Below are 25,492 nucleotides of genomic sequence, written 5' to 3'. Positions count from 1 at the left end.
CTCAGCGGTAGTTCTGGAACTGGACCGCGAAGTCCCAGTCCTGGCCGCGGACCAGCGCCTGGACGGCCTGCAGGTCGTCGCGGGACTTGGAGGTGACGCGCAGCTCGTCGCCCTGGATCTGGGCCTTCACCGACTTGGGCCCCTCGTCGCGGATCAGCTTCGAGACCTTCTTGGCGTCCTCCGAGGAGATGCCCTCCTTGAGCGTGATCCCGATCTTGGAGACCTGGCCGGACTGGCGCGGCTCGGAGGCGTCGAGGATCTTGAGCGAGAGCTGGCGCTTGATCAGCTTGCCCTGGAACACGTCGAGCACCGCGCTGGCCCGATCGTCGGCCGAGGCGGTGATCTCGATGGCGTTCTCGCCCTGCCACTCGATGGTGGCGCCGGTGCCCTTGAAGTCGAAGCGGGTGGCGATCTCACGCGCTGTCTGGCCGAGCGCGTTGTCGACCTCCTGGCGGTCGAACTTGCTGACGATGTCGAACGACGAGTCGGCCATGACGGTCTCCGTTTTCTCCTAGGGGCGTTGCCTGGGCTATTCTTCCGAACCGTTGGTGTTCCCGCCTAGTCGGGGCAACGACATGGCAGGTTGCCCGAGCGGCCAATGGGAGCGGACTGTAAATCCGTCGCGAAAGCTTCGAAGGTTCGAATCCTTCACCTGCCACACTCCGAAAAACGGCCTCTGATCTGCGGATACGCAGATCAGAGGCCGTTTGGGTCTCTGGTTCGTGCCCCCTAGGTGCCTGTACGTTCCCAACGGCTGGGCACGGATCGGCATCGAGGTAGCCGGTGCGATGGCGTGGTTGGTCGCGTCGCCTCGAGCCACGGGCGCGGGCCGCGCCGGACGGGTGGGCTGATCCGACGCTGCCATCCTCGTCGGCGGCCTGTGCTGCCCCGTGAGGACCGGGGAGGTCAGGGTCCCCACGGGGCAGCACCATGCGGGCACGTGCGAACTGGTCCGCCGTGTACCGGCGGAGAGAGGTCAGAGCCCCATGTCCTTCGCGATGATCGTCTTCATCACCTCGCTGGTGCCGCCGTAGATCCGCTGGACGCGGGTGTCGGCGTACAGCCGGGAGATCGGGTACTCGAGCATGTAGCCGTAGCCGCCGTGCAGCTGGAGGCAGCGGTCGATGACCCGGGCCGCGACCTCGGTGCAGAAGAGCTTGATCCGGGCGGCGTCCGCGGCGGTGAGCTCGCCGACCTCGTCCAGCTCGAGGCCGCGATCCACCATCAGCTGGGCGGCCTGGACCTCGGTGTCGCACGCGGCGAGCTCGAACTTGGTGTTCTGGAACGACGCCACCGGCGTGCCGAAGACCTCGCGCTGCTTCGTGTAGTCGAGGGCCTGGCGGACCGCGCTCTGCGCCATCGACACCGCGCCGACCCCGATGGCGAGGCGCTCGCGCGGCAGGTTCTGCCCGAGGTAGGAGAAGCCCCGGTCGACCTCGCCCAGCACGTTCTCGACCGGCACCGCGACGTCGGTGAACGACAGCTCGTTGGTGTCGTGGGCGCGCAGCCCGATCTTCTGCAGCTTGCGGCCGTAGTCGAAGCCTTCGCTGTCGGTCGGCACCACGAGGAGCGAGAGGCCGTGCCGGCGGTCCTCCTCGGTCGCGGGGGAGGTGCGGGCGACGACGACGCAGAGCTCCGAGTTCAGCGCACCGGTGATGAACGTCTTGGCACCGTTGAGCACGTAGTGGGTGCCGTCGTCGGAGAGGCGTGCGGAAGTCCGGATGCCGGCCAGGTCTGAGCCTGTCCCGGGCTCGGTCATGGCGATGCACAGCATGGTGTCGCCGGAGGCGATGCCCGGCAGCCAGCGCCGCTTCTGCTCCTCGGTCGCCAGCCGCAGGAGGTAGGGCAGCACGATGCCGATGCTGACCGTGTAATGCCCCAGGCCGACGGCGGCGAGGTTCGCCTCCTCGGTCAGGATCGCCTGGTACTTGTAGCTGATCGGTCCGGTGCCGCCGTACTCCTCGGGGATGTCGAAGCCGGTGGCGCCGAGCTCGGCGAGCTTGAAGAAGAGATCTCGCGGGGTCTTGCCGGCGGCCTCCCACTCGGGGAAGTACGGCGTGACCTCCTTGGCGATGAAGGCCCGGACGGTCTGCCGGAACGCCTCCTGGTCGTCGTTGTAGACGCTGCGCTGCATGGGTGTTTCCTTCTCAGGTGGGAGGTCAGTCGAGGGTGACGATCGCCGTGCCGGCGAGGGTCTGGGTGCCGTCGGCGAGGGTGACGCTGAGATCGAGGTGGGCGACGCCGTCCTCAATCCGCGCGACGGTGCCGGTGCACGTCGGCGTCGCGTGCACGGGCGTGATGGCCGCGAACCGTACGCCGAAGGAGCTGATCCGCTCCTGTGGCAGCCAGTCGGTCAGGAGTCGGCCGAGGTAGGCCATCGAGAGCATGCCGTGCGCGAAGACGTCCGGGATGCCGACCGCGTGGCACTCGTCGGTGTCGATGTGGACGGGATTGTGGTCGCCCGAAGCGCCGGCGTAGAGCGCGAGGGTCCGGCGCCGGATCTGGGGGACCTCGAGGGTGAAGGTGTCACCGGTCTGCATGATCAGACCCTTCCGCCGTCGACGACGAGGCACTGGCCGTTGACGTAGTCGGACTCGGGGATGCAGAGCAGGTAGACGGCGCCGGCCGCCTCCTGTGCTGTGCCGCCCCGTCCGAAGGGGATGGTGCGCTCGACCATGGCCAACCGGTCGGCCTGGACGCCCACCTTGATGTCACGCCCGTCGATGCGCAGGGTCTTGTCCTCCTCGATGACCTCGGTCATCCGGGTGCGGATGAACCCGTAGGCCACCGCGTTGACATTGACCTTGTAGCGACCCCATTCCTTGGCCAGGGTCTTGGTCAGGCCGATCACGCCGGCCTTGGCGGCGGCGTAGTTGGCCTGCCCGGCGTTGCCGAAGACGCCGGAGGTCGAGGAGATGTTGACGACCTTGCGGTGGTGCTCGACGGGGTGGGCCTTGAGGTAGGGCTGGGCGGCGCGCAGGATCCGGAACGGCGCCTTGAGGTGGATGTCGAGGATGGCGTCCCACTGCTCGTCGCTCATCTTCTGGATGACGGTGTCCCAGGTGTAGCCGGCGTTGTTGACGATGATGTCGAGGCCACCGAAGGACTCGGTGGCGGTGGTGATGAAGCGCTCGGCGAAGCCGTCCTCGGCGACGGATCCTGCGCAGACCACCGCGTTGCCGCCGGCTGCCTTGATGTCGCGGGCGGTCTCTTCGGCGGGTTCGGGGTCGAGGTCGTTGACGACGATGTCGGCGCCTTCGGCGGCGAGCTTGAGGGCGATCTCGCGGCCGATGCCGCGGCCGGAGCCGGTGACGATCGCGACCCTGTTCTGGAGGGTTCCCATGGTGTTGTTCCTGTCTGGTCGTTGGGTCGGTGGTGGCGGGCGGATCAGCGGTCGCTGGTCGCGAGCCCGAGCTCGGCCAGGATGGCCTCGGTGTCCGCGCCGATCACCGGAGCGGGGCGTGGGACGCCGGCCGGCGTCGTCAGGAGGCGGGGTGCGGGGCTGGGCTGGACGTGGCCGTTGCCGAACGTGCTGAAGGTCCCGCGCGCGAGGTTGTGGGGGTGCTGGGCCGCCTCGAGCGGATCGAGGACCGGCGAGGCGCAGGCGCCCTGTCCGGCGAAGGCTGCGTCCCACTCGTCGCGGGTCCGGGTCGCGAAGAGCTCGACCAGCCGAGTGGTCATCGTCGTCCACGTGTCCCGATCCAGCTGCCGGGCGAACGCCGGGTCCTCGCTCAGACCGAGCACGCCGAGCGCAGCGGCGTAGAACTGCGGCTCCACGGCTCCGAGGGCCATGAAGCGGCCGTCCGAGCACCGGTAGGCCCGGTAGAACGGTGCGCCACCGTCGAAGAGGTTCTCGCCGCGACCTCCGGGCCAACGGCCGGACGCCATCAGTCCATGGATGAGTGCCATCTGGATCGCCGTGCCGTCGGTCATCGCGGCGTCGACCACCTGGCCTTCGCCGGACCTGACCGCGTGGACGAGTGCAGTCGTGATGCCGAGGGCCAACAGCATTCCGCCTCCGCCCATGTCGCCAACGAGGTTGAGCGGAGCCGACGGAACGTCGTCGCCGGGGCCGAACGCCCCCAGGGCGCCGGCGACGGCGATGTAGTTGATGTCGTGCCCGGGCTCGTCGGCCAGCGGTCCGTCCTGGCCCCAGCCGGTCATCCGGCCGTAGACGAGCCGTGGGTTGCGGGACAGGCAGGTCGCGGGCCCCAGCCCGAGCCGCTCGGCGACGCCGGGCCGGAAGCCCTCGATCAGCGCGTCCGCGGTGTCGATGAGGCGCAGCGCGACGTCGACGTCGCGGGGATCCTTGAGATCGAGGGCGATCGAGCGGCGGTTGCGGTGCAGCACCGGATGCCCTGAGGGCCGGCCGGCGTCCGCGGCCCGCTCGATCCGGATGACTTCTGCTCCCTGGTCCGCCAGGAGCATCCCGGCGAACGGTCCCGGACCGATGCCGCCGAGCTCGATGACGCGCAGACCGCCCAGCGCTCCTGTGGCCGCACTCACGAGGCCGCTCCGGCGAGCTCGCGGATCACGCTGGTGGAGGTGAGGGTGGCGATGGCCTCCGCGTCGCGGGTGACCTCGGTGGTGCGCACGAGGAACTGCAGGGCGCCGCCCTTCTTGGCGTAGACGTCGCTGACGCGCGTCTCGAAGCGCAGCACGTCGCCGGCGTACGCCATGGCGTGATAGGTGAAGACCTGCTCGCCGTGCAGGATCGTGCGCAGGTCGATGCCCAGGGTCGCGTAGATCGCGAAGGGGTCGGGCGTCTCCATGTTCAGGCAGAACAGGAAGGTCGGCGGCACCGGCAGGTCGCGATGACCAGCGGCCTGTGCCGCGGCGAGGTCGGTGTAGACGGGGTCGGTCTGTCCGGTAGCGGTCGCGAAGAAGCGGAGCCGGCCGGCCTCGACCTGTGCGGTGTGCGCCGGCACGGTCGTGCCGACGATGCTCTGATCAAGTGTCGTCATCGTTGTCCTCACAAGAGCTCGAAGATGGTCGCGTTCGCCATGCCGCCGGCCTCGCACATCGCCTGCAGGCCGTAGCGGATGCCCTGGTCGCGCATGTGGTGCAGCAGAGTGGTCGCCAGCCGTGCCCCCGAGGCCCCCAGCGGGTGGCCGAGAGCCATCGCCCCGCCCAGCGGGTTGAGGCGGGCCGGGTCGGCGCCGGTCTCGCGCAGCCAGGCGAGGGTCACCGGGGCGAACGCCTCGTTGACCTCGAAGGCGCCGATGTCGTCGATGCCGAGCCCGGCGCGCTCGAGGGCCTTGAACGTCGCCGGGATGGGGCCGAGCGCCATCGTCACGGGATCGGCTCCGGCGAGTGCGACCGTGTGGACGCGCGCCATCGGGGCCCAGCCGTGTCGGGCGGCGACCTCGCTGGACGTCATCAGCAGCGCTGCCGCCCCGTCGGAGATCTGCGAGGAGCTCGCGGCGGTCACCACACCGTCGGGCAGGAACGGCGTCGGAAGCGAGGCGAGCCTCTCCGTCGTGCCGCCGACCCGGATGCCCTCGTCGGCGTCGAAGGTGATGGTGCCGCCGTCTGTGGCGTCGACCTCGACGGGTGCGATCTGGTCCTTGAAGCGGCCCTCGGCCGCCGCCGAGGCGGCTCGGGCGTGGGACTCGAGCGCGTGCTCGTCCAGGTCGGTGCGGGTCAAGCCATAGCGCTGCGCGATCAGCTCGGCCCCCACCCCCTGGTTGAACTCGACGTGGTCGTAGCGGGCTCGGACGGCCGGACCGAACGGCGTTCCATACTGCGGAAGGTCGCGGCCCGCCCCCATCGGGACGCGAGACATGCTCTCGACGCCGCCGGCGACGGCGATGTCGTAGTGGCCGGCCGCGATACTTGCGGCCGCGAAGTGGACCGACTGCTGCGAGGAGCCGCAGGCGCGATGCACCGTGACCCCGGGAACCGACTCGGGCCAACCGGCAGCGAGCACGGCGTACCGCCCCACGCCGCCGGCCTGCTCGCCGATCTGGGTGACACATCCCCAGACGACGTCGTCGACCTCGGCGGGGTCCAGCCCCGTCCGGGCGGCGAGTGCGGTCAGGACGTGCGCGGACAGGTCCACGGGGTGGATGCCGGCCAGCGCGCCTCCGCGCCTGCCGATCGGGGTCCGCACCGCATCCACGATGACGGCGTCCGTCATGGGTCCTCCTAGGTCGTATGGGTTAGGCGTTCATCAGCATCATGATCGCAGTCGTTGTGGTCGTCAAGATTCACTTCTCAGTGCAAAACAGCCCAAATCTAAGGTAGCGTAAATTCGCAAGAGCGATAACGGGCCGATTCGTGGCCCATCTGACGGAGGTGACGGTGCGTGCCGGTCCTGACCGCCCTGGAGGCGACCGAGCTGAGTGAAGCCGAGCGGGAGCTGCGTGCCGAGGTGCGCGCGTTCCTCGCCGAGCGGCTACCCCCGGGCAGCTACGAGATCGGTCTCGGCATGGGCGCGCCGGCGGATCCGGCGTTCTCGCGGGCCCTGGGTGAGCGCGGCTGGCTCGGCATGTCCTTCCCGCCCGAGTACGGCGGTGGCCGGACTGCGGTCGAGCGCCTGATCGTGGTCGAGGAGCTCCTCGCCGTCGGCGCGCCGGTGGCCTGGCACTGGATCGCCGACCGACAGTCGGGGCCCAACATCGCTGCCAACGGCACGCCGGAGCAGAAGGCTTGGTTCCTGCCTCGCATCGCTTCGGGGGAGCTCTCGTTCGCGATCGGTATGAGCGAGCCCGACTCCGGATCCGACCTCGCCTCCCTGCGCACCCGCGCCGAGCGCGTCGACGGTGGCTGGCGGGTCAACGGCACCAAGGTCTGGACCACGGGCGCATACGGCGCCACCCACATCCTCGCGCTGATCCGGACCTCCGAGGACCGGCACCGCGGCCTCACGCAGTTCATCCTCGATCGGCACCTCCCCGGGGTGAAGGTCTCCCGGATCCCGTTCATCGACGGCACCGGCGAGTTCTGTGAGGTGGTCTTGGAGGACGTGCTGGTCCCCGACGAGATGCGCCTGGGCGAGGTCGGCGCGGGATGGGGCCAGAACACCGCCGAGCTCGTCCTGGAGCGTGGTGGCGTCGACCGCTGGATGTCGCTGATGCCCGTGCTCGAGCACTGGGTGGCCTCGTTGGACTCCTCCGCGGTGGACACTGTCCGGGCGGACGTCGGCTCGATCCTCGCGCGCTGCTGGGCGTTCCACGGCCTGTCGATGTCGATCGCGCGGATGGTCGATCGGGGGCAGTCGCCCACGGTCGAGGCAGCGCTGGTCAAGGACATGGCGACGCGGTTCGAGCAGGAGTGCGTCGAGATCGTGGTCCGCCACCTCGGTCACGCCCCCGAGCTGACCGCCGAGGACCCCTGGGAGTCGCTCCTGGCCCGGGCGCTCCTCGTCGCACCGTCGTGGACCATCCGCGGTGGCACCACCGAGATCTTGCGCAACGTCGTCGCGAAAGGACTGCAGCTGTGAGCACATCGACCGGCGTCGACCTCGAGGGCGTGGCCGATCGGCTCTTCGGCGATCGCTACCCGACCGAGACCGTGAGCGCGATCGAGCCGACGGCACGCGACCTCGCGACCTGGCCGGGGGTCGCCGAGCTCGGCTTCCCGCTGGTGGGCATCGACGAAGGAAATGGGGGAGCCGGGGGCAGCCTGGCCGAGCTCCTCGTCGTGCTCCGGGTCGCTGCACGGCACGCCGTACCGCTGCCGCTCGCCGAGACCAGCCTCGCGGCCTGGCTGCTCGCCGAGGTCGGTGTGCAGGTGACCGACGCGCCGATGACGGTCGTACCGGAGGTCCGCGGGCTGAGCCTCGCGGACGGTGTCCTGAGCGGCGTGGCGAGGTCGGTGCCGTGGGGCGGCGCCGTCGACACGGTCGTCGCGCTCGTGCCCGACGTGTCGGGGGCGCCGTACGTCGTCCGGCTGGACCCGAAGCAGGCGCGCACCCGAGCGGGAAGCGATCTGGCCGGGATGCCCAGCGACGACCTGCACGTCGACGACCTCGCCGTCGAGGCGTGGGCGTGGAAGGGGACGCCGGAGGCCGTGCTGTTCCGCGGCGCGCTGTTGCGCTCGGCGCAGCTCGCGGGTGCGATCGCCGGAGCCTTCCAGCTCACCCGCGACTACGTCACCGAGCGGATCCAGTTCGGCCGTGCGGTCTCGACCTTCCAGTCCGTGCAGGCCCACGTCGTCACCCTCGCCCAGGCCGCGACGGTGACCCGCCTGTCGGTCGAGCGGGCCGGTCTCGCTGCCGACCTGGGCTCGTTCGAGCTGGCATGCCTGGCCGCCAAGGCGGTCACCTCGCGTGAGGCCCGACTCGCGGCTTCCGCGGCCCACCAGGCGCACGGTGCGATCGGGATGACGAGGGAGTATCCCCTCCAGCTGCTCACCCGGCGACTGCAGGCCTGGCGCAGCGGCTTCGGCGACGAGCTGGCGGTGACGACGCGCCTCGGCGGCGCCGCGATCGCCGCCGGTGGCCTCGTCGACGCCGTGGTCGACGCGGATGTCAACCGGGTCGAGGTGGGCGTCCGATGAGCACTCCGGTCCGGGTCGAGACGCAGGGACTCGTCGGAATCCTCGAGATCGCCAAGCCGCCGGCCAACTACTTCGACCGCGAGACGATCGCCCATCTCGCCGACGCGGCCACCGAGCTCCACCGATCAGGCATCCGGGCCCTGGTCCTCTGCTCGGAGGGGAAGCACTTCTGTGCCGGGGCCGATTTCGGGGCGGGTGAGCTGGCCGGCGGTGATCGGCAGGCCACCGCTCGTCGTCTCTACACCGAGGCGATGCGGCTCTTCGAGCTTCCGGTCCCGATGATCGCCGCCATCCAGGGCTCGGCGGTCGGAGGCGGCCTCGGCCTCGCCTGTGCCGCCGACTTCCGGGTCGCGTCCCCGTCGTCGCGCCTGCACGCCAACTTCTCGGCCCTCGGCTTCCACCAGGGCTTCGCCCTCAGCGTGACGCTGCCGGACCTGGTCGGCCCGCAACGGGCGGCCGACCTGCTCTACACCAGCCGCCGGCTGGACGGCGCAGCCGCGCTCGAGATCGGGCTGGTCGACCGGCTCGTGCCGGACGGCGAGCAGCGTGCCGAGGCCGTGCGATGGGCCGCCGAGATCGCAGCCGCAGCACCGTTGGCGGTGCAGTCGATGAAGACCACCCTGCGCGGACCGGTGGCGGCCCGTGCTCGACTCGCGCTGGAGCGCGAGCTCGCGGAGCAGGCGTGGCTGTGGGACACCGAGGACAGCCGCCGCGGAATCGCGGCGAACCTGGTCCGCGAGAAGCCCGAGTTCATCGGCCGCTGAGCTTCACCGGCCGCTCGGCTCAACGTCCGCCGAGCGGCGCTCGCTCGGGGACCCCGATCGGGAAGTCGCGGTCGAACTCGTCGAGCAGCCCGGCGTACGTCGTCAGCACGCCGGCGTCGCCGAGTGTCGAGAGCACCCCGGCCTCGACGGCCGGGGAGATCTCCGCAGGTCGCATCACTGCGCCGACGAGGGCCCTCTTCGGCCCGGACACGGTGAGCTGGGCGTCCGGCGAGGCGCCGTGGCGTGCGTTGAGCACGCCGTTGTGGATCCACATGGTCCAGGTCTCGTCGAGGTCGGTGAAGACGAAGTCGATGCGCAGGTCGACCTGTGCCGCGCGCTCGCCGATGACCCGGACGGCGGCGTAGTCGAAGAGCAGCTCGGTGGGCATGCCCAGGACGATGTCGCCGGCCACCGAGCTGAACGTCTGCACGGCGATGCCGTTGCGCAGCTCGCTCGCCATCGTCAGGTAGACGCCGCGCCACTGCGGGCCCTCGGCCTGGTAGCCGAGCTGCTCGTAGGCATCGGCCTGGAGCAGGCGAGCCTGCTCGTTGTCGGGCTCGGCGAAGACCAGCTTGTGCAGGATCTCCACGGCCCAGCGGTAGTCGCCGGCCTCGAATGCCCGCCGGCCCTCCGCGAGCACGGCGTCGGCACCGATCAGGTCGACGTACCGGGTGGCCGACTCGGTGGCCGGCAGCGGGTTCAGGGAGACCGGGTCGCCGTCCCACATGCCGAGCTCCTTGTGGAAGACCGCTCGCACGTTGTGGTGCACGGTGCCGTGGTAGCCGCGGTTCCACCACTTGCGGCCCAGCGCGTCCGGCAGCTCCAGGATCTCGGCGGCCTCGATCGCGGTGTAGCCCTTGTTGGCCATCCGCAGGGCTTGGTCGTGGATGTACTTGTAGGTGTCGCGCTGGGAGGAGAGGAACTCCACCACGTTCTCGTTGTCCCAGACCGGCCACGTGTGCGGGCCGTAGTGGACCGTGGCCTCGTCTCCCCAGCGCTCGAGGGTCTCGTCGAGGTAGCGAGCGAAGTTCCGGGCGTCGCGGGTGCGTGCGCCGCGCAAGGTCTGGATGTTGTGCAGCGAGTGCTGGGCGTTCTCCGCGCAGGTGAGCGCTTTGAGCTCGGGGATCCAGATGTGCATCTCCTCGGGTGCCTCGGTGTCGGGCGCGTAGAGGAACTCGAAGGTCAGCCCGGCGAGGTGGTGCTTCTGCCCGGTCTGGGTGACCAGGTCGGTCGGTGACAGGTAGGAGACGGTGCGACCGGTTCCGCCGGACCCGATGCCGATTCCGCAGCTGACGGTCTGCCGCGGGCCGACATCGAGCATGCTGCCGAACGCGTACGACGCTCGCCGGGACATCGCGCTGCCGACGACGATGTTCTCGCCGATCGCGTGCTTCTCGAACTCATGGCCCGGCGCGATGATCCGCACCCGGCCCGCGGCCACGTCGGCCGGGTCGACCAGGCCCTTGACACCGCCGTAGTGGTCGACGTGCGTGTGGGTGTAGATCACCCCGACCACCGGCTTGTCACTGACGTGCTCACGGAAGAGCTGCAGCCCGGCCCGTGCCGACTCGACCGACGTCATGGCGTCGATGACCACGAGGCCGTCTTCGCCGTCGACGATCGTCAGGTTCGCCACCTCGGAGCTGCGCACCTGGTAGAGGTTGTCCACGACCCGGAAGAGCCCAGCCCGGCGGAGCAGCTGGGACTGACGCCACAGGCTCGGGTTGACCGTGTCGGGGCAGGGCTGGTCGTCGAGGAAGTCGTAGGCCGCGGTGTCGAAGAGGACGCGGCCGTCCTCGGCGGTGACGTGCCCGCCGGGGAGCGGGGCGATGAACCCGCGACGTACGTCGTGGAAGTCAGCGACGTCTCCCATGTCGTAGCGCTGGAGAGCGTCCCGGTTGACCTGGGCCGTGGTGGCCGTGGCGTCCTTGGGGGCGTGGCACATGGAGTGCTCCTTCGGTGAGACGTGCGGGGCAGGCGGACGAGACGGGTGGAGCGAGCGGCGACGAGCGGGCCGGGAGAGGTCACCCCCTCCCGGCCGGATGGTCAGCCCTGCGAGGAGAGGTAGTCCGCGACGGAGGGATCGGTGAATCCGTCCTTGACGGACTTGAGACCGCCGACCGAGTCCTTCGACGGCTGCTGGATGAAGGTCTTGTCGCTCGGCGCCTTGCTCGGGTCGGTGAGGTCGAGGGTGGTGCCCAGGCCGGTGTCGAAGTCGGAGAGCTTGTGCAGTGCTGTGGTGATGCCGGCCCGGCTCAGATCGCCCGCCTCGCACGCACCCTTGAGGGCCGCGACCATCATCCGCATCAGTGCGGCGCCCTGCAGCGTCGCCGACGACGGCTTGGAGCTCGGGTACTTCTTCTCGTAGTCGGCGATGAACGTCTTGACGCCCGCAGCGTCGGAATCGGGCCCGGCCATGGGGGAGGCGACGTACAGCATCTTCTCCAGGGCGGCCGCCGCCGGAGTGCCGAGGAGCGCGACGTCGTACCCGACGGAGTTCGCGAGCATCGGCACCGTCATGCCGGTTGCGGCCGAGACGCCGACGAAGGAGGCGGTCGCGGGCGGCAGAACCGTCAGCAGGACGGCCTTGACACCGGCCGCCTTGAGCGCGGAGACCTGTGGCGTCAGGTCGGTCGCGGTCGGCGAGACCTCCTGCCCCACGATGGTGAGGCCGAGCTTCTTGGCGGCGTACGTCGAGCCGGCGAGCGCGTTGCTGCCGGCCTCGCCGGAGATGTAGACGTGGCCGACCTTGTCCCCGGGCTTCAGCCCGGCCGCCTTCGCCAGGAAGTTGAGGCCGTTGATCATGTCGATGTCGTAGGTGCTGCCCGGGATCTGGAGGTGCTGGTGACCGAGGAGATCGGCCGAGAAGCCGCCGACCATCGTCATCATCTGATCCTGCTCGATGCTGTCGACGAGCGCCGCGGTCGGTGCGGTGCCGAGGAGCTGGCTGATGCCCGCGATCTTCGGCTCGATCTCGTTGTACGCCGCCACCGCGCGCTGTGGGTCGAGTGCGGTGTCGCGGACCTCGAGGTGCAGGTCACGGTGGCAGACGCCGCCGGCGGCGTTGGTCTGGTCGACGACGAGTTGCTGGGCCTGGAGCACCGACGTGCCCAGCGAGGCTCCGGGGCCGCTGGTCACTGTCAACGCGCCGAGATCGATGCTGGAGCTGGAGATGCCGGGGCCGGTCTTGATGCCGTCGGCGGATGCTGGGTGGTCAGCGGCGGACTTCGTACCGCACCCGGCGAGCGCCAGCGTGAGCACGGCCGCCGATGCGACGCCGACCATCTTGGTGATGCTGTTCAACGGATCTCCTTGGTGAGTGGGCGGTGCAGAGACACGGGCCGTCAGATCTCGGCGCGCGATGGGGGGGACGCCGACGCCGGCCGGCGTCGTCGTCGCAGGACTCGGACGCGGAGGGACGCCGGGATGCCGGCCAGGCCTCCGGGGGCGAAGATCATCACCAGGAGGATCGCCGTGCCGTAGAGGTAGTTCGACGCCTCCACCGGGAGGATTCCGGGCTCGATGGATCCATCAGGTACGACGAGTGGCAGGTGGGGCGCGTAGTAGCCGAGCACCTGGGGCAGGGACGAGACGAAGACAGCGCCGGCGACCGCACCGCCCACCGAGCCGAGACCGCCGATCACGATCATCGCGAGGAAGTTGATCGAGACCATGATCCCGAACGAGTCGGGCACGATGCGCTCATAGGCCAGGCCGAGCAGGGCCCCGGCTGCACCGGCGTACATCGAGGAGACGGTGAACGCCGCCGCGCGGTAGTGGGCCACCCGCACGCCCATCACCGATGCGGCGAGCTCACTGTCACGCAATGCGCCCAGGGCCCGTCCGGGCCGGCCGCGCAACAGGTTGCGCCCCAGCCACCAGGCGAGGGCGACGAGGGCGAGGCCGAAGTACCAGAGCCGCTCGAGGCGGTCGAACGGCACGCCCAGCACGAGCAGCGGGTGCGCCCCGGAGTCCGCGAGCCGGAATCCGAAGATGTCCATCGACGGGATGCCGCGCCCGTCGGAGCCGCCTGTCACCGAGCGTGCGTTGAGCATCACGTGCTGCCCCACGTAGACCAGCGCGAGCGTCGCGACGCCGAGGTGGAGGCCGCGCAGGCGTCCCGAGATCGGGCTGAAGGCCGCGCCGGCGAGCCCGGCCAGGCCGACGGCCAGCACGAACGCCAGGAGCGGCGGCAGTCCGAGGCCGCTGAGATCGATGGTGCCGTCGTGACCCGAGTCGCCGGCCAGCCAGGCGTAGCCGTAGGCGCCGACGGCCAGGAAGAACGAGTGCCCGAGGGAGAGCTGGCCCGCGGTGCCGAGGAGCAGGTTGAGGCCGATCGCGCCGACGGCGGCGGACATGGCGAACAGCCCGACCTGCAACCAGAAGGCAGTGAGGTAGAGCGGCAGCGCGAGCAGGACGACGGCTGCCGCGATCAGGAGGATCGCGCGCCACGGGGCCGTGCGCAGGCCGGCACGTCGCGGACCGGACCGAGGACCGGGCGTGCGGCGGGGAGTGGACGACCGCTGCGCGGTCGTTGCGGTGGACTCAGACACGGGTGGTCTCCTTCGCACCGAGCAGGCCCTCGGGTCGGACGAGCAGGACGGCGACCATCACGACGTATGGCGCGATCACGGGCAGCCCGGAGCCGAGCACGGTGAGGTGATCCTGGTAGGTCGCGGTGGCGGCCTCGGTGACTCCGATCGCGAGGCTGCCCAGGAGCGCCCCGGCGGGGTTGCCCATGCCGCCGATGACGGCGGCGGGGAAGGCGGCGAGGGCGATCGTCCCGGTCGTCTGGTCCAGGCCCTGGCTGGGGAACGCGGCGATGAAGACGACCGCCACGGCGGCGAGTGCACCGGCGATCGCCCACCCGGACAGCTCCAGGCGGCGGTGGCGGATGCCCATGAGTGCGCCGGCTTCGCGGTCCACGGCCGAGGCGCGCATCGCCAGCCCCCAGCGGGTGTGGCGGAAGGCGGCGAAGAACAGGCCGATCAGCACGCCGGCCACGACGATCGAGGCGAGCCGGGTCGTGGCGAGGGTGACTCCGGCGATGGTGACGATCCCCGATCCCCACGGGTCGCCGAGGGAGAGGACGTCGATGCCGATCCGACGCGCCAGCTCGGCCGAGAGGAGGACGTTGAAGCCGATCGTCATGATCGCCAGCGTCGCGACGTCGTGGCGACGGGCGGCGCGCAGGACGAGCGCCTCCACCAGGGCGGCACCGGCTGTGGCGAGCGCGGCGACGAGCAGCGCGGGCCAGAAGCCGAGTGCACTGTGCAGCCGAGCGAGGACCAGGCCGCCGAGGACCATCAGGGACCCGTGCGCGAAGTTCATCGCGTGCGAGGCCTGGTAGATGATCGTGAAGCCGAGGGCGACCAGCGCGTAGACCGAGCTGAGCGCCACGCCGTTGACGAGCATCTGCGCGAGGGTGTTCATCGGGGCACCTCCGAGCCCAGGTAGGCGCGGATCACCTCGGGGTCTCGTTGCACGCTCTCCGGTGTGCCGGAGGCGATCCGGCATCCGAAGTCGAGGACTGTGACGTCGTCGGCGAGACGCATCACCAGACCCATGTCGTGCTCGACCACGAGGACCGAGATCCCCAGCGCGTCGCGGACGTGCTCGATGGTGCTGGCCATCTCGACGCGCTCGGTCGTGTTCATCCCGGCCACGGGCTCGTCGAGCAGCAGCAGCCGAGGCTCCAGGCACAGGGCGCGCGCCAGCTCGACCCGTTTGCGGGTGCCGTACGGCAGGGCGGCGACCGGGGTGTCGAAACAGGGCCCGAGGCCGACGAACTCGGCGATCTCACGGGCGCGCTCGCGGTGCCGGCGCTGCTCGGCCACGGCCGAGGGGAGACGGAGCGCTGAGGCGACGAAACCGGCTCGGGTGACCGTGTGACGCCCCAGCATGACGTTGTCGGCGACGGTGCCGCGGGTGAGCACGATGTTCTGGAACGTCCGGGCTACGCCGAGGCTCGCCACGCCGGCCGGCGGACGCGAGGCGAGCTCGTCCTCGCCCAACCGGATGCTGCCCGCCGCCGGTCGGTAGACGCCTGAGATGACGTTGAAGCAGGTCGACTTGCCCGCGCCGTTCGGGCCGATCAGTGCGTGGATGGTGCCGGGCCGCACGGTGAACGACACGTCGTCGAGAGCGACGATGCCGGCGAACCGGACCGTCAGGTCGGTGACCGTCAAGGTGGCGGGCGTGTGGCGCGCCGCGGTCATCCCGCCCACCTCGTCAGCGTCGGCACGCCGGCTTCGGGCGCGCCGGTCGCGATCTCGGGTGCGCTCTCGGGTGCGCTCTCGGGCGAACCGGCGACGGCCTCGCCGAGGTAGAGGCGGCGGACCTCGTCGGAGCTGGCCAGGTCGGCTGCTGGGCCGTGCAGCCGGATGCGGCCGACGTCGAGGACGTAGGCGTGGTCGGCCAGGTCGAGTGCGAGCGCCGCGTTCTGCTCGACCAGGAGCACGCCGATGCCGTCGGCGTGGATGGCACGGATGATCGACGCGATCCGCTCGACCATCTGCGGCGCCAGGCCCAGGGACGGCTCGTCGAGCAACAGGACCCGGGGCCCTGACATCAGGGCCCGACCCAGTGCCAGCATCTGCTGCTCGCCACCCGAGAGCAGCCCGGCGGCCTGCGTACGGCGCTCGGCGAGCCGGGGGAAGAGGTCGAGGACCCGGGCGTGGGCGTCGGCCGTCTGCCGGCGGGACCTACCGCGGACCCCGAGGGCGCCTGCGCGGAGGTTCTCCTCGACGGACATGCTGGCGAAGACCCGGCGCCCTTCGGGGACCTGGACGACGCCGGCCCGTACTACCTGGGCGGAGTCGTCGCCGCGCAAGGGGCGCCCGCCGAACGAGATCGATCCCGACTCGACCGTCCCGCCATGCAGGGGAAGCGTCCCGGACACAGCGCGCAGCAGCGTCGTCTTGCCGGCGCCGTTGGCGCCGAGCAGCGCGACGACGTCCGCCGTCGAGACCTCGAGACCGACTGCGTCGAGGGCCTGGACCGCCCGGCCGTAGGTGACCGCGAGCTCGCGGACGACCAGGGCCTCGGCGGTGCTTGGCGTACCCATCCCGGCTCCTCCCATCATCACGGGCCGGTCCGAAAGGACCCGCCGCAGTGGTTATTGGAAGTTCACTTAAGCGTGAGCGGCGTCACAGTGTCAAGGGGAAAGGCGATGATCTTTCGGATGGCACCGCGGATTCACTTAGACAGACGGCGGCGCCCCTCCGTCGGCAGTCATGGGACTGCGACGGAGGGGCGCGTGATCGCGACCGGTGACCTAGAGGCCGAGGTCCTTGGCGATGATCGTCTTCATCACTTCGCTCGTGCCGCCGTAGATGCGCGTAACACGGGTGTCGGCGTACAGGCGCGCGATCGGGTACTCGAGCATGTAGCCGTAGCCGCCGTGCACCTGCAGGCACTTGTCGATCACCCGCCCGGCCATCTCGCTGCAGAAGAGCTTGATCTTGGCGGCATCGGCCGGAGTCAGCTCGCCCCTCTCGTCGAGGTCGAGCCCCTTGTCGAGGAGGGCACGCGCAGCCTCGAGATCGGTGGCGCACTCCGCAAGCACGAACTTGGTGTTCTGGAACCCCGCGACCGGCTTGCCGAAGACCTCGCGCTCGAGTGCGTAGGCCCGTGCGTGCTCGATCGCGGCGGTGGCCGAGGCCACCGTGGTGACGCCGATCGCGAGCCGTTCGCGCGGCAGGTTCTGGCCGAGGTAGAAGAACCCTCGGCCCTCCTCGCCCAGGAGGTTCTCGACCGGAACGCGGACATCGACGAAGGACAGCTCGTTGGTGTCCGAGGCGTGCAGGCCGAGCTTCTGCAGTTTGCGCCCGAAGGTGAAGCCCGGCGAGTCCGTCTCGACGACGAGGAGGGACAGCCCGGTGCGGCGGTCCTCGGGGGCGGCCGGCGAGGTGCGCGCGACGACGACGATCAGCTCGGAGTTCCGGGCACCGGTGATGAAGGTCTTCGCTCCGTTGAGGACGTAGTGCGTCCCATCCGCCGACAGCGAGGCGTTCGTCCTGATGCCGGCCAGGTCGGAGCCGGTGCCCGGCTCGGTCATCGCGATGGCGCAGGTGATGTCGCCCGTCGCGATCCGGGGCAGCCAGCGCGCACGCTGCTCCGCGTTGGCCAGTCGCAGCAGGTAGGGCAGCACGATGCCCGACGTCACCCCGAAGTGGCCGAGCACGACACCCGCGCGGCCAGCCTCCTCCAGCAGGACGGCCTGGTACTTGAAGCTGGTCGGACCTGCCCCGCCGTACTCCTCGGGGATGTCGAAGCCCATCACGCCCAGGTCGCCGAGGCGCCGGAAGAGGTCGCGCGGTGTGCCCTCCTCGAGCCAGCGGTCGTAGTCGGGCACGACCTCCTTGGCGATGAACGACCGGATCGTGTCGCGGAAGGTCTCGTGGTCCTCGTCGAAGACGGTGCGCTTCACGGCTGCCTCCTCAACGCTGACCGGCGTCGACGGTCAGGCACTGGCCGTTGACGTAGTCGGACTCGGGCGTGCAGAGCAGGTAGACGGCACCGGCCGCCTCGACCGGGGTGCCCGGCCGACCGAACGGGATCAGCTGTGCGGCGGCCGCCGCCCGGTCGGCGTTGATGCCGGACTTGATCCGCCGGCCGTCGACGTCGATGAACGAGTCGTCGCCGGCGACCGCCGCGGTCATCCGGGTCATGATCCAGCCGTAGGCCACCGCGTTGACATTGACCTTGTAGCGACCCCATTCCTTGGCCAGGGTCTTGGTCAGGCCGATCACGCCTGCCTTGGCGGCGGCGTAGTTGGCCTGACCCGCGTTGCCGAAGACGCCGGCCACCGACGAGATGTTGACGACCTTGCGGTGGTGCTCGACGGGGTGGGCCTTGAGGTAGGGCTGGGCGGCGCGCAGGATCCGGAACGGCGCCTTGAGGTGGATGTCGAGGATGGCGTCCCACTGCTCGTCGCTCATCTTCTGGATGACGGTGTCCCAGGTGTAGCCGGCGTTGTTGACGATGATGTCGAGGCCACCGAAGGACTCGGTGGCGGTGGTGATGAAGCGCTCGGCGAAGCCGTCCTCGGCGACGGATCCTGCGCAGACCACCGCGTTGCCGCCGGCTGCCTTGATGTCGCGGGCGGTCTCTTCGGCGGGTTCGGGGTCGAGGTCGTTGACGACGATGTCGGCGCCTTCGGCGGCGAGCTTGAGGGCGATCTCGCGGCCGATGCCGCGGCCGGAGCCGGTGACGATCGCGACCCTGTTCTGGAGGGTTCCCATGACGGTGTCCTTTCGGTGACTGTCGATCGAGAGGTCAGGCGAGGTCGATGACGGTGCGGAGCGCCTCACCGGTCTGCATCTGACGGATGGCCTCGTTGATGTCGGGCAGCGAGACGTGGTGGGTGACCATGCCGTCCAGGTCCACCCGCCCCTCGCGCCAGAGCTCGATGATCCGGGCGTAGGTCCGGCGGATGTCGTCGCCGCCGTAGAACGACGGCAGGATCCGCTTCTCGGAGAAGACCAGCTCGGACATCGAGATGTCCGGCAGGTCGGTGGCGGACCCGGCGCCGACGAGGCAGACCGTGCCGCCGAGGCGTGCCGCGTCGTACGCCGCCCGCAGGGTGCCCGGCTTGCCGACCGCCTCGAAGGCGTAGTCGAAGCCGCGCCGTCCTGTCACCTCTGCGGTGGCCTCCGCGAGCTGATCGGGGGCGACCGCCTCGGTGGCGCCGAACTTCAGCGCCCACTCGCGACGCTGCGGTGTCGGGTCGACCGCCAGGATGCGGGCCGCTCCGGCGACCTTCGCGCCCTGGACGATGCTGATGCCGACCCCGCCCAGACCGATCACGACGACTGTCGATCCCTCGCTCACCCGGGCGGTGTTGAGCGCGGCGCCGATGCCGGTCGTGACGCCGCAGCCGATGAGGGCAGCGATGTCGTAGGGGACGTCGTCCGGGATCGGGATCGCGGCGTACGCGGCGACCACGACCTCCTCGGCGAACGTGCCCTTGCCGAGCATGCCCGGCATCGTCGCGCCGTCGACCACGAAGTTCGGTACGGCGAGGTCACGGTGGCCCGAGCGACAGAGGTGCCCGTCGCCCGCCCGGCAGGCGGCGCACCGGTCGCACGGCGGCATCCAGCAGACGATCACCCGATCGCCGGCCTTCACGTGGGTGACGTCCGCGCCCACCTCGATGACCTCGCCGGCACCCTCGTGACCCGGCACGAAGGGGGCGGGGTGGGGGAGGACGCCGTTCATCGCCGAGACGTCGGAATGGCACAGGCCCGCCCGATGGATCCGGATCCGGACCCGGCCCGGACCGAACGAGACGGCCTTGACGTCGTCGCTCACCGCGAGCGAGGTGTCGCCGGTACGACGGAGAACTGCTGCTTGCATGACTGCTCCTAGGACTTCGCGGCGACCGGCGCCGGCAGATGGATGGTCTTCGTCTCGAGGTACGCCGCGAAGCCCTCCGGCCCGAACTCCCGCCCGATGCCGGAGCTCTTGTAGCCGCCGAACGGTCCGGCGACGTCGAAGCGCACGCAGTTCACGGCGTAGGTCCCGGTGCGGATGCGTCGGGCGACCTCGACACCGCGCTCGACCTCGCCCGCCCAGACCGTGCCGGACAGGCCGTAGGGGGAGTCGTTCGCGATCCGGATCGCCTCCTCCTCGTCGCTGTAGCGGATCAGGCAGACGACCGGGCCGAAGATCTCCTCCTGAGCCACCCGCATCGCGTTGTCGACCTCGCCGAGGAGCGTCGGCTCGACGTACCACCCGGTCTCGCGGTCGGCCGGCACGCCGCCGCCGGTGAGCACCACGGCGCCCTCGTCGATGCCGATCCCGATGTAGTCGAGGACGCGACGCTGCTGCGTCTGGCTGGCCATCGGGCCGATGGCCGTTGCCCGGTCGGAGGGGTCGCCGACAGGGAGGGCGGCCACAGCCGCGGTGATCGCGACGGCCCACTCGTCGTACCGACTCGCGGGCAGCAGGATCCGCGTGCGTGCCACGCACGCCTGTCCGCTGTTGGCGAAGGCGTCGGCCACCAGACCCGGCAGGGCGGAGCCGAAGTCGGCGTCCTCGAGGACGATCGCGGCCGACTTGCCGCCGAGCTCGAGGGTGAGCCGGCTCAGGTTCGCCGCAGCCGACGCCATGATGGCGCGACCGGCAGCGACCGATCCGGTGAACGCGATCTTGTCGACGTCGCGATGCGCCACCAGGTGGGCACCCACCTCCCGGCCCGCGGGGACGACGTTGAGCACCCCCGGCGGCAGTCCGGCTGCCTCGCACACCTCGGCGAGCAGGTAGGAGTCCAGGGGCGTCTCGGGTGCGGGCTTGAGCACCACCGTGCAGCCGGCTAGCAGGGCCGGACCGAGCTTGCCGGCGATGACCAGCTGGGGCACGTTCCACGGTACGACGGCGGCGACGACGCCGACCGGCTCACGCCGGACGAGGAGCGGACCGGTGAGGCCAGGGCGCTCCTCCTCGAGCTCGACGTGCTCGGCCACGGCCAGGGCCGCCGAGTACGCCGCGACGGCGCTGAGTGCCTGGCCGGGCACGGCGAAGCTGATCGGCGAGCCGTTCTGCCGCGAGACCAGCTCGGCGAGCTCGCGGGCGCGGGCGGCGAGGCCGTCGCGGATGCGACCCACGACCTCGGCGCGCTCGGCCAGGCTCATCCGCGGCCACGGCCCGTGGTCGAAGGCCTCCCGGGCAGCCGCGACCGCGCGATCGACGTCGGCGATCGACGCGTGCGGGACGCGGCCCACGACCTTCTCGGTGTGCGGTGAGACGACCTCGATGGCGTCGGTCCCCACCGGCTCGGTCCATGCGCCCCCGATGAACAGGGTGGAGTGCTCGATGACGTCGCTCATCGGTGTCACACCAGCTCCAGGATCGTCGCGTTCGCCATCCCGCCGCCCTCACACATCGACTGCAGGCCGTAGCGGATGCCCTGGTCGCGCATGTGGTGGACGAGGGTCGTCATGATCCGGGCGCCGGAGCCGCCGATGGGGTGCCCGATGGCCATCGCACCGCCGTTGGGGTTCATCCGCTCGTAGTCCGCGCCGGTCTCTCGCAGCCAGGCGAGCGAGACCGAGGCGAACGCCTCGTTGATCTCGAAGACTCCGATGTCGTCGAGGGACAGGCCGGCTCGGCGGAGCACCTTCTCGGTCGCCGGGATCGGGCCCTTGAGCATCGTGACCGGGTCGGTGCCGGTGACGACGGCGGTGTGCACCCGGACGAGCGGCGTCCAGCCGTGGCGAGCGGCGATCTCGCTGGTCGTCACGAGCAGTGCACCGGCGCCGTCGGAGATCTGCGAGGCGTTGCCTGCGGTGATGCTGCCGTCCTCGCGGAAGGCCGGACGGAGTCCGGCGAGGGTCTCGAGCGACGTCGTACGGCGGACACCCTCGTCGACCGAGAACTCGGTGGGGCCGTCGGGACCCGGCACCGTGACCGGCACGACCTGGTCCTTGAAGCGGCCTTCGTCGATCGCGGCCGCCGCGCGACGGTGCGAGTCCAGCGCGTGCTGGTCCATCTCCTCGCGGGTGATGCCGTACTCGTCCGCGATCAGCTGAGCGCCCGTGCCCTGGTTGAAGCGCACGCCGTAGCGTTCGAGGACGGCCGGACCGAAGGGTTCGCCGAACCGCTCGTCGGCGCGGGTGGCTCCCAGCGGGATCGCGCTCATCATCTCGATCCCGCCGGCGACGGCGACGTCGTACTGACCGGCGATCACACCGGCGGCCGCCTGGTGGACCGCCTGCTGGGAGGAGCCGCACTGGCGGTCGACGGTCACCCCAGGCACCGACTCCGGCCAGCCGGCGGCGAGCACAGCGGCCCGTCCGATGCAGCCTGACTGCATGCCGACGGTGCCCGCACAGCCCCACACGACGTCGTCGACGAGGCTCGGGTCGAGGCCGTTGCGGGCCGCGAGCGCGGTCAGGACGTGGGCGGACAGCGTTGCCGCGTGCATCCCGGACAGGGCGCCCCCGCGCCTGCCGACGGGGGTCCTCACGGCATCGACGATGACGGCGTCTCGCATCGGATCTCCTTGGATCTCCAGTGCTCGGGGGTCCCCGAGTCCCGAGAAAAGTTAATCTCCAATAACCTCCACGTCAACCCGCAGACGAGTGAGCGAAGATTCACAAAACGAGCGATTCGCCGTCTAGACAAGGCCGTTATCGGCGATTAACTTCTGGAGTGACGTTCGTAACACACCCGAGGAGAAGTTCGTGTCCACAGCCTTCAGCCGCACCGCGACCCCCTCGATCGCCAGCCCCGAGACCGGGCCGTGGTTCGCCCATCTCCCGCGCAGCCTGGACTATCCCGCGGCGGGAGTCGACGCGCTGCTTGCCGGCGCGGCGCGCGCCCATGGGGAGCGGATCGCGCTGCGCCAAGGGGGGACCACCCTCACCTACCGAGAGCTGCACGAGCGCTCACTCCGGGTGGCCGGAGGCCTCCGGGCTCGCGGCATCGAGCAGGGGGACGTCGTGGCGCTTCACATGCCCAACTCGATCTCCTTCGTTCTTGCCTACTACGGAGCGCTGTGCGCTGGCGCGGCCGTGGCTCCGGTCAACCCGGCGCAACCGGTCAAGGCGCTGCGCGATCAGCTTCAGGACGTCCGGGCCAGGGCCATCGTCACCAGTCCCGCATGCCTGGCGATCGCGATCGAGGCTGCCGCCGGGTGCGGCGCGCTCGTTGTCTGCGTCCCTGGCGAGGACGCCGTCGCAGAGCTCCCCGCCGACGTGGTTCCGCTCGCCGACCTGGAGGCTGCCGAGCCGCTGACCGGAGAGACCCTCGACCCCTCCCTGGTCGCCCACCTCCAGCTCACCGGGGGCACGACCGGCCGCTCGAAGGCCGTACGGGTCCTGCACCGCAACCTCGTGGCGAGCGTTGTTCAGAACGCGTGCTGGCGCGCCGCCGCCGTCCCGGTGATCGACGACCTCGGTGGCGTGAGCGTGCGGCAGATCCCCGAGGCCGCCAGCGCCGGCTCTCTGACGCCGGGGGCCGGTGTCTACCTCGCCGTGCCACCGTTCTTCCACGGGCTCGGTCTCGTCGGGCACAACATCGAGGTCATCTTGGGCAATACGGTCGTGATCCCGACCGGCTCCTTCGATCCCGATGGATTCCTTGCGCTGGTCGAGACCCATCGGGTCACCCATGTCATCGGCTCGCCCGCCATGTACTACGCGCTGTTGCGCAGCCCGGGCATCGGCGAGCGGGACCTCTCCTCGATCGTGCTGCTGATCTCGGGTGCGGCGCCGATCGACACGACCGCTCTGCGCATGCTCGGCGAGGTCTTCCCGTCCTCGTTCGTGCTCGAGGGCTACGGCCTGAGCGAGGCGACGATGGGTGTCGCGGGGCTGGGTGTGGGGGTTGAGCCGACGCCTCCGCTGGGCAGCATCGGGGTGCCCCTCTTCGACACGCAGGTCGAGATCCGCGATGCCGTCGGGGGGCCCGTCGCCGTCGGCGAGGTCGGCGAGCTCTGGGTCCGAGGCCCACAGGTCGCCGACGGCTACCAGGACGAGCCCGAGCTCACCGCACGGCAGTTCCAGGACGGCTGGCTGATGACCGGGGACAGCGGACGGGTCGACGAGAACGGCTGCCTCTACCTCGTCGGCCGCTCCAAGGACATGGTCATCTACAAGGGCTACAACGTCTACCCGCAGCCGCTCGAGGAGCTGCTCTGCTCGCACCCGGCGGTAGCGCAGGCTGCCGTCGTCGGAAGGCCCAGCGAGTCTGCGGGTGAGGTGCCGGTGGCCTTCGTGGTGCTGCGTCCCGGCTTCGAGAGCAGCGACGGGCTGGCCGAGGAGGTGCTGGCCCACGTTGCGACCCAGGTCGCCCCCTACCAGCGCGTGCGCGAGCTCATCGTGCTCGACGCTCTGCCGGTGACCCCGACGGGCAAGGTCCGCAAGGTCGACCTGCGTGCCCGCGTCGCAGGCTGAGGCGTGCGAGGAGCGTGACGCCGGCACGGGCCGGCGTCACGCTGGTACGTCGGCGGACTCTCCGGCCGGTACCGCCGAGGCGCCGTTGAGCAGGACAGCCCTCCCGACCTCGACGAGTCGGGCTCCCAGGTCGGGCCGGGCGCTCAACGGCGGCGTGCGTACGAGGTTGTCCACGATCGTCAGCGCGGCAAGCACCGTGATCCGCGCCGACTTGGGGTCCAGGCCCGGGCGGACCTGGTCGAGCAGCGCGACCCACAGGGCCAAGAAGTCGCGTTGCGACTGGCGGCTGGCGCGTCGCTGCAGCTCCGGCAGCTGGTCGAGCTCGCTCGCGAGCACCCCGAGCAGGTGTCGGTTCTCCAGGGCGAACCGCACGTAGGCCGAGAGCAGGGCGTCGAGACGCGGGGCCGGCTCGGCCGTCTCGATCAGGGCGGCGGCGGTGGCGAGCCTGCGGCGCTCCCCGGCCCGCAGCACGGCCGCTTCCAGGAGGTCGACCTTGGTCGCGAAGTGCTTGTAGATGTTGGGTCCCGACGTACCCGCCGCCTCGCCGATGTCGTCGGTGCTCACCGACCGGAATCCGCGCTGGTCGAAGAGCTTCACCGCCTCGTTCAGCAGCGACTCGCGGGTGGAGGTCGGGAGATCGCCGTGGGCGGGCATCGCCGTGGGCGCGGTGGACGGCAGGCTCTCGAGCTGGCAGGTCACGACGCTTCGCCCGATCTCGATGAGGAGTGCTTCGAAGGCGCGCCGGGGCAGGGTGATCCGGTGGAAGGAGACGCTGCTGAAGGTGCAGGTGAGCGCCCATGCCAGGAACTCGGTGTCCCGCCGATCCAGGTCGGGCCGCTCCGCGGCGATGAGGGCGTCGATGCTGTCACTGATCGTGCGCAGCTCGCGCCACAGCCCGAGCCGATCCTGATCGGAGAGATGGCGCGCCTCGCGCTGCCACAGGGTCGGGGCCTCCCTGCGATCGAGGCTCAGTGCCGTGCCGATCCGCAGCACTGACGCGACCGAGTCGGCGGCGGCGATCTGCCCCTCGATGCCGGTGATGCTCTCGCGGACCACCTCGAGCAGCAGGTCGTGCTTGTTGTGGAAGTGGCGGTAGAGCGAGGGCGCGGTGATGTCGACCGCGGCAGCCACCTCGGCGAGAGAGACGTTGTGGTAGCCGCGCTCGGCGAAGAGCGTGCCCGCAGCCGCGAGGATGAGCTGTCGCCTGTTGGCGGGGCGCTTGCGGACGGGGCGCCGGGCGGTCGATTCGGCGGTCACGGGTCCTTCTCCTACCTTCGGCGTCGTCGGGTCAGCCTAGCGTTCGTGCGCCGTCCGGCCGGGGAGGCG

The 25,492-nt window shown here is 70.5% G+C and carries 23 protein-coding genes and 1 tRNA gene; 5 read left to right on the top strand and 19 right to left on the bottom strand.

The window, feature by feature from the left end; all coding sequences use genetic code 11:
* Position 1: 1 nt before the first annotated feature.
* Positions 2-493 carry a YajQ family cyclic di-GMP-binding protein gene (locus ACZ5L9_RS04260; protein WP_464534290.1) on the bottom strand — a complete coding sequence of 164 codons (492 nt, stop codon included), beginning with the start codon at positions 491-493 and terminating at the stop codon, positions 2-4.
* Positions 494-577: 84 nt separating this feature from the next.
* Between ACZ5L9_RS04260 and ACZ5L9_RS04255 the strand changes: the two genes are divergently transcribed.
* Positions 578-658 (top strand) — tRNA-Tyr (locus ACZ5L9_RS04255).
* A gap of 318 nt (positions 659-976) precedes the next feature.
* Here the strand turns inward: ACZ5L9_RS04255 and ACZ5L9_RS04250 are convergent.
* Genes ACZ5L9_RS04250 through ACZ5L9_RS04225 form a run of 6 tightly spaced genes read right to left on the bottom strand, consistent with a single transcriptional unit; the run spans position 977 to position 6,139 of the window.
* Positions 977-2,134, bottom strand: a complete 1,158-nt coding sequence (locus tag ACZ5L9_RS04250; protein ID WP_464534289.1) for an acyl-CoA dehydrogenase family protein — start codon at positions 2,132-2,134, stop codon at positions 977-979.
* A 25-nt stretch (positions 2,135-2,159) separates the two neighbouring features.
* Positions 2,160-2,540 carry a MaoC/PaaZ C-terminal domain-containing protein gene (locus ACZ5L9_RS04245; RefSeq protein WP_464534288.1) on the bottom strand — a complete coding sequence of 127 codons (381 nt, stop codon included), beginning with the start codon at positions 2,538-2,540 and terminating at the stop codon, positions 2,160-2,162.
* A gap of 2 nt (positions 2,541-2,542) precedes the next feature.
* Entirely contained in the window at positions 2,543-3,343 is an 801-nt protein-coding gene (locus tag ACZ5L9_RS04240) for an SDR family NAD(P)-dependent oxidoreductase (protein WP_464534287.1), read from the bottom strand.
* 44 nt (positions 3,344-3,387) lie between these two features.
* A complete protein-coding gene (locus ACZ5L9_RS04235) occupies positions 3,388-4,506 on the bottom strand; it encodes a CaiB/BaiF CoA transferase family protein (RefSeq protein ID WP_464534286.1) in 1,119 nt (372 codons plus the stop codon).
* Positions 4,503-4,964: a MaoC family dehydratase N-terminal domain-containing protein gene (locus tag ACZ5L9_RS04230; protein WP_464534285.1), complete on the bottom strand. Its 462-nt coding sequence runs from the start codon at positions 4,962-4,964 to the stop codon at positions 4,503-4,505. Before ACZ5L9_RS04230 ends, ACZ5L9_RS04235 begins: the two co-directional genes overlap by 4 nt.
* 8 nt (positions 4,965-4,972) lie before the next feature.
* Positions 4,973-6,139, bottom strand: a complete 1,167-nt coding sequence (locus ACZ5L9_RS04225) for a thiolase family protein (RefSeq protein WP_464534284.1) — start codon at positions 6,137-6,139, stop codon at positions 4,973-4,975.
* Between the two features lie 168 nt (positions 6,140-6,307).
* Here ACZ5L9_RS04225 and ACZ5L9_RS04220 point away from each other — a divergent pair, with 168 nt between their 5' ends.
* The 3 genes from ACZ5L9_RS04220 to ACZ5L9_RS04210 are packed head-to-tail and all read left to right on the top strand — an operon-like array spanning position 6,308 to position 9,266.
* Entirely contained in the window at positions 6,308-7,444 is a 1,137-nt protein-coding gene (locus ACZ5L9_RS04220; RefSeq protein WP_464534283.1) for an acyl-CoA dehydrogenase family protein, read from the top strand.
* Positions 7,441-8,502, top strand: a complete 1,062-nt coding sequence (locus ACZ5L9_RS04215) for an acyl-CoA dehydrogenase family protein (RefSeq protein WP_464534282.1) — start codon at positions 7,441-7,443, stop codon at positions 8,500-8,502. Before ACZ5L9_RS04220 ends, ACZ5L9_RS04215 begins: the two co-directional genes overlap by 4 nt.
* On the top strand, positions 8,499-9,266 hold the full coding sequence (locus tag ACZ5L9_RS04210; protein WP_464534281.1) for an enoyl-CoA hydratase/isomerase family protein: 768 nt from the start codon (positions 8,499-8,501) through the stop codon (positions 9,264-9,266). The genes ACZ5L9_RS04215 and ACZ5L9_RS04210 overlap by 4 nt, the downstream gene beginning before the upstream one ends.
* 19 nt (positions 9,267-9,285) lie before the next feature.
* On the opposite strand, the gene ACZ5L9_RS04205 is transcribed toward ACZ5L9_RS04210, so the two are convergent.
* The 11 genes from ACZ5L9_RS04205 to ACZ5L9_RS04155 all read right to left on the bottom strand — a co-directional run bounded on the left by ACZ5L9_RS04205 (position 9,286) and on the right by ACZ5L9_RS04155 (position 22,263).
* Positions 9,286-11,211: an alkyl/aryl-sulfatase gene (locus ACZ5L9_RS04205; RefSeq protein WP_464534280.1), complete on the bottom strand. Its 1,926-nt coding sequence runs from the start codon at positions 11,209-11,211 to the stop codon at positions 9,286-9,288.
* A 101-nt stretch (positions 11,212-11,312) separates the two neighbouring features.
* Positions 11,313-12,569 (bottom strand): ABC transporter substrate-binding protein, encoded by a 1,257-nt coding sequence (locus tag ACZ5L9_RS04200; protein ID WP_464534279.1) that lies wholly within the window; start codon positions 12,567-12,569, stop codon positions 11,313-11,315.
* A gap of 41 nt (positions 12,570-12,610) precedes the next feature.
* Positions 12,611-13,819 (bottom strand): branched-chain amino acid ABC transporter permease, encoded by a 1,209-nt coding sequence (locus tag ACZ5L9_RS04195; RefSeq protein WP_464534278.1) that lies wholly within the window; start codon positions 13,817-13,819, stop codon positions 12,611-12,613.
* Complete coding sequence (locus ACZ5L9_RS04190) at positions 13,812-14,699, bottom strand: branched-chain amino acid ABC transporter permease (protein ID WP_464534277.1); 888 nt, start codon at positions 14,697-14,699, stop codon at positions 13,812-13,814. Before ACZ5L9_RS04190 ends, ACZ5L9_RS04195 begins: the two co-directional genes overlap by 8 nt.
* Entirely contained in the window at positions 14,696-15,484 is a 789-nt protein-coding gene (locus ACZ5L9_RS04185; RefSeq protein ID WP_464534276.1) for an ABC transporter ATP-binding protein, read from the bottom strand. The genes ACZ5L9_RS04190 and ACZ5L9_RS04185 overlap by 4 nt, the downstream gene beginning before the upstream one ends.
* Complete coding sequence (locus ACZ5L9_RS04180) at positions 15,481-16,332, bottom strand: ABC transporter ATP-binding protein (RefSeq protein WP_464534275.1); 852 nt, start codon at positions 16,330-16,332, stop codon at positions 15,481-15,483. Before ACZ5L9_RS04180 ends, ACZ5L9_RS04185 begins: the two co-directional genes overlap by 4 nt.
* 210 nt (positions 16,333-16,542) lie before the next feature.
* Positions 16,543-17,697 carry an acyl-CoA dehydrogenase family protein gene (locus ACZ5L9_RS04175; RefSeq protein ID WP_464534274.1) on the bottom strand — a complete coding sequence of 385 codons (1,155 nt, stop codon included), beginning with the start codon at positions 17,695-17,697 and terminating at the stop codon, positions 16,543-16,545.
* Positions 17,698-17,707: 10 nt separating this feature from the next.
* Entirely contained in the window at positions 17,708-18,511 is an 804-nt protein-coding gene (locus tag ACZ5L9_RS04170; protein ID WP_464534273.1) for an SDR family NAD(P)-dependent oxidoreductase, read from the bottom strand.
* Positions 18,512-18,545: 34 nt separating this feature from the next.
* Positions 18,546-19,625, bottom strand: coding sequence for a zinc-binding dehydrogenase (locus ACZ5L9_RS04165; protein ID WP_464534271.1), 1,080 nt, complete (start codon positions 19,623-19,625; stop codon positions 18,546-18,548).
* 8 nt (positions 19,626-19,633) lie between these two features.
* On the bottom strand, positions 19,634-21,097 hold the full coding sequence (locus ACZ5L9_RS04160) for an aldehyde dehydrogenase (RefSeq protein WP_464534269.1): 1,464 nt from the start codon (positions 21,095-21,097) through the stop codon (positions 19,634-19,636).
* A 5-nt stretch (positions 21,098-21,102) separates the two neighbouring features.
* Positions 21,103-22,263, bottom strand: a complete 1,161-nt coding sequence (locus ACZ5L9_RS04155) for a thiolase family protein (protein ID WP_464534267.1) — start codon at positions 22,261-22,263, stop codon at positions 21,103-21,105.
* Positions 22,264-22,453: 190 nt separating this feature from the next.
* Between ACZ5L9_RS04155 and ACZ5L9_RS04150 the strand changes: the two genes are divergently transcribed.
* Positions 22,454-24,166 carry a class I adenylate-forming enzyme family protein gene (locus ACZ5L9_RS04150; protein ID WP_464534265.1) on the top strand — a complete coding sequence of 571 codons (1,713 nt, stop codon included), beginning with the start codon at positions 22,454-22,456 and terminating at the stop codon, positions 24,164-24,166.
* 36 nt (positions 24,167-24,202) lie between these two features.
* On the opposite strand, the gene ACZ5L9_RS04145 is transcribed toward ACZ5L9_RS04150, so the two are convergent.
* The gene (locus tag ACZ5L9_RS04145) at positions 24,203-25,423 is read right to left on the bottom strand and encodes a TetR/AcrR family transcriptional regulator (RefSeq protein ID WP_464534263.1); all 1,221 of its coding nucleotides are present in this window, start codon (positions 25,421-25,423) and stop codon (positions 24,203-24,205) included.
* Positions 25,424-25,492: the final 69 nt, after the last annotated feature.

The sequence above is a fragment of the Nocardioides sp. JCM 18998 genome (assembly GCF_055391535.1).
The sequence above is the reverse complement of the archived record's forward strand: the minus strand, read 5'-3'. Positions and strand labels throughout refer to the sequence as shown.

What these genes read in the sequence shown, in the direction of transcription:
- ACZ5L9_RS04180 (WP_464534275.1), bottom strand. Translation starts at nt 16,332, where the DNA reads ATGGGTACGCCAAGCACCGCCGAGGCCCTGGTCGTCCGCGAGCTCGCG.
- ACZ5L9_RS04210 (WP_464534281.1), top strand. Translation starts at nt 8,499, where the DNA reads ATGAGCACTCCGGTCCGGGTCGAGACGCAGGGACTCGTCGGAATCCTC.
- ACZ5L9_RS04205 (WP_464534280.1), bottom strand. Translation starts at nt 11,211, where the DNA reads ATGTGCCACGCCCCCAAGGACGCCACGGCCACCACGGCCCAGGTCAAC.
- ACZ5L9_RS04225 (WP_464534284.1), bottom strand. Translation starts at nt 6,139, where the DNA reads ATGACGGACGCCGTCATCGTGGATGCGGTGCGGACCCCGATCGGCAGG.
- ACZ5L9_RS04155 (WP_464534267.1), bottom strand. Translation starts at nt 22,263, where the DNA reads ATGCGAGACGCCGTCATCGTCGATGCCGTGAGGACCCCCGTCGGCAGG.
- ACZ5L9_RS04185 (WP_464534276.1), bottom strand. Translation starts at nt 15,484, where the DNA reads ATGACCGCGGCGCGCCACACGCCCGCCACCTTGACGGTCACCGACCTG.
- ACZ5L9_RS04260 (WP_464534290.1), bottom strand. Translation starts at nt 493, where the DNA reads ATGGCCGACTCGTCGTTCGACATCGTCAGCAAGTTCGACCGCCAGGAG.
- ACZ5L9_RS04160 (WP_464534269.1), bottom strand. Translation starts at nt 21,097, where the DNA reads ATGAGCGACGTCATCGAGCACTCCACCCTGTTCATCGGGGGCGCATGG.
- ACZ5L9_RS04170 (WP_464534273.1), bottom strand. Translation starts at nt 18,511, where the DNA reads ATGGGAACCCTCCAGAACAGGGTCGCGATCGTCACCGGCTCCGGCCGC.
- ACZ5L9_RS04250 (WP_464534289.1), bottom strand. Translation starts at nt 2,134, where the DNA reads ATGCAGCGCAGCGTCTACAACGACGACCAGGAGGCGTTCCGGCAGACC.
- ACZ5L9_RS04245 (WP_464534288.1), bottom strand. Translation starts at nt 2,540, where the DNA reads ATGCAGACCGGTGACACCTTCACCCTCGAGGTCCCCCAGATCCGGCGC.
- ACZ5L9_RS04240 (WP_464534287.1), bottom strand. Translation starts at nt 3,343, where the DNA reads ATGGGAACCCTCCAGAACAGGGTCGCGATCGTCACCGGCTCCGGCCGC.
- ACZ5L9_RS04190 (WP_464534277.1), bottom strand. Translation starts at nt 14,699, where the DNA reads ATGAACACCCTCGCGCAGATGCTCGTCAACGGCGTGGCGCTCAGCTCG.
- ACZ5L9_RS04230 (WP_464534285.1), bottom strand. Translation starts at nt 4,964, where the DNA reads ATGACGACACTTGATCAGAGCATCGTCGGCACGACCGTGCCGGCGCAC.
- ACZ5L9_RS04165 (WP_464534271.1), bottom strand. Translation starts at nt 19,625, where the DNA reads ATGCAAGCAGCAGTTCTCCGTCGTACCGGCGACACCTCGCTCGCGGTG.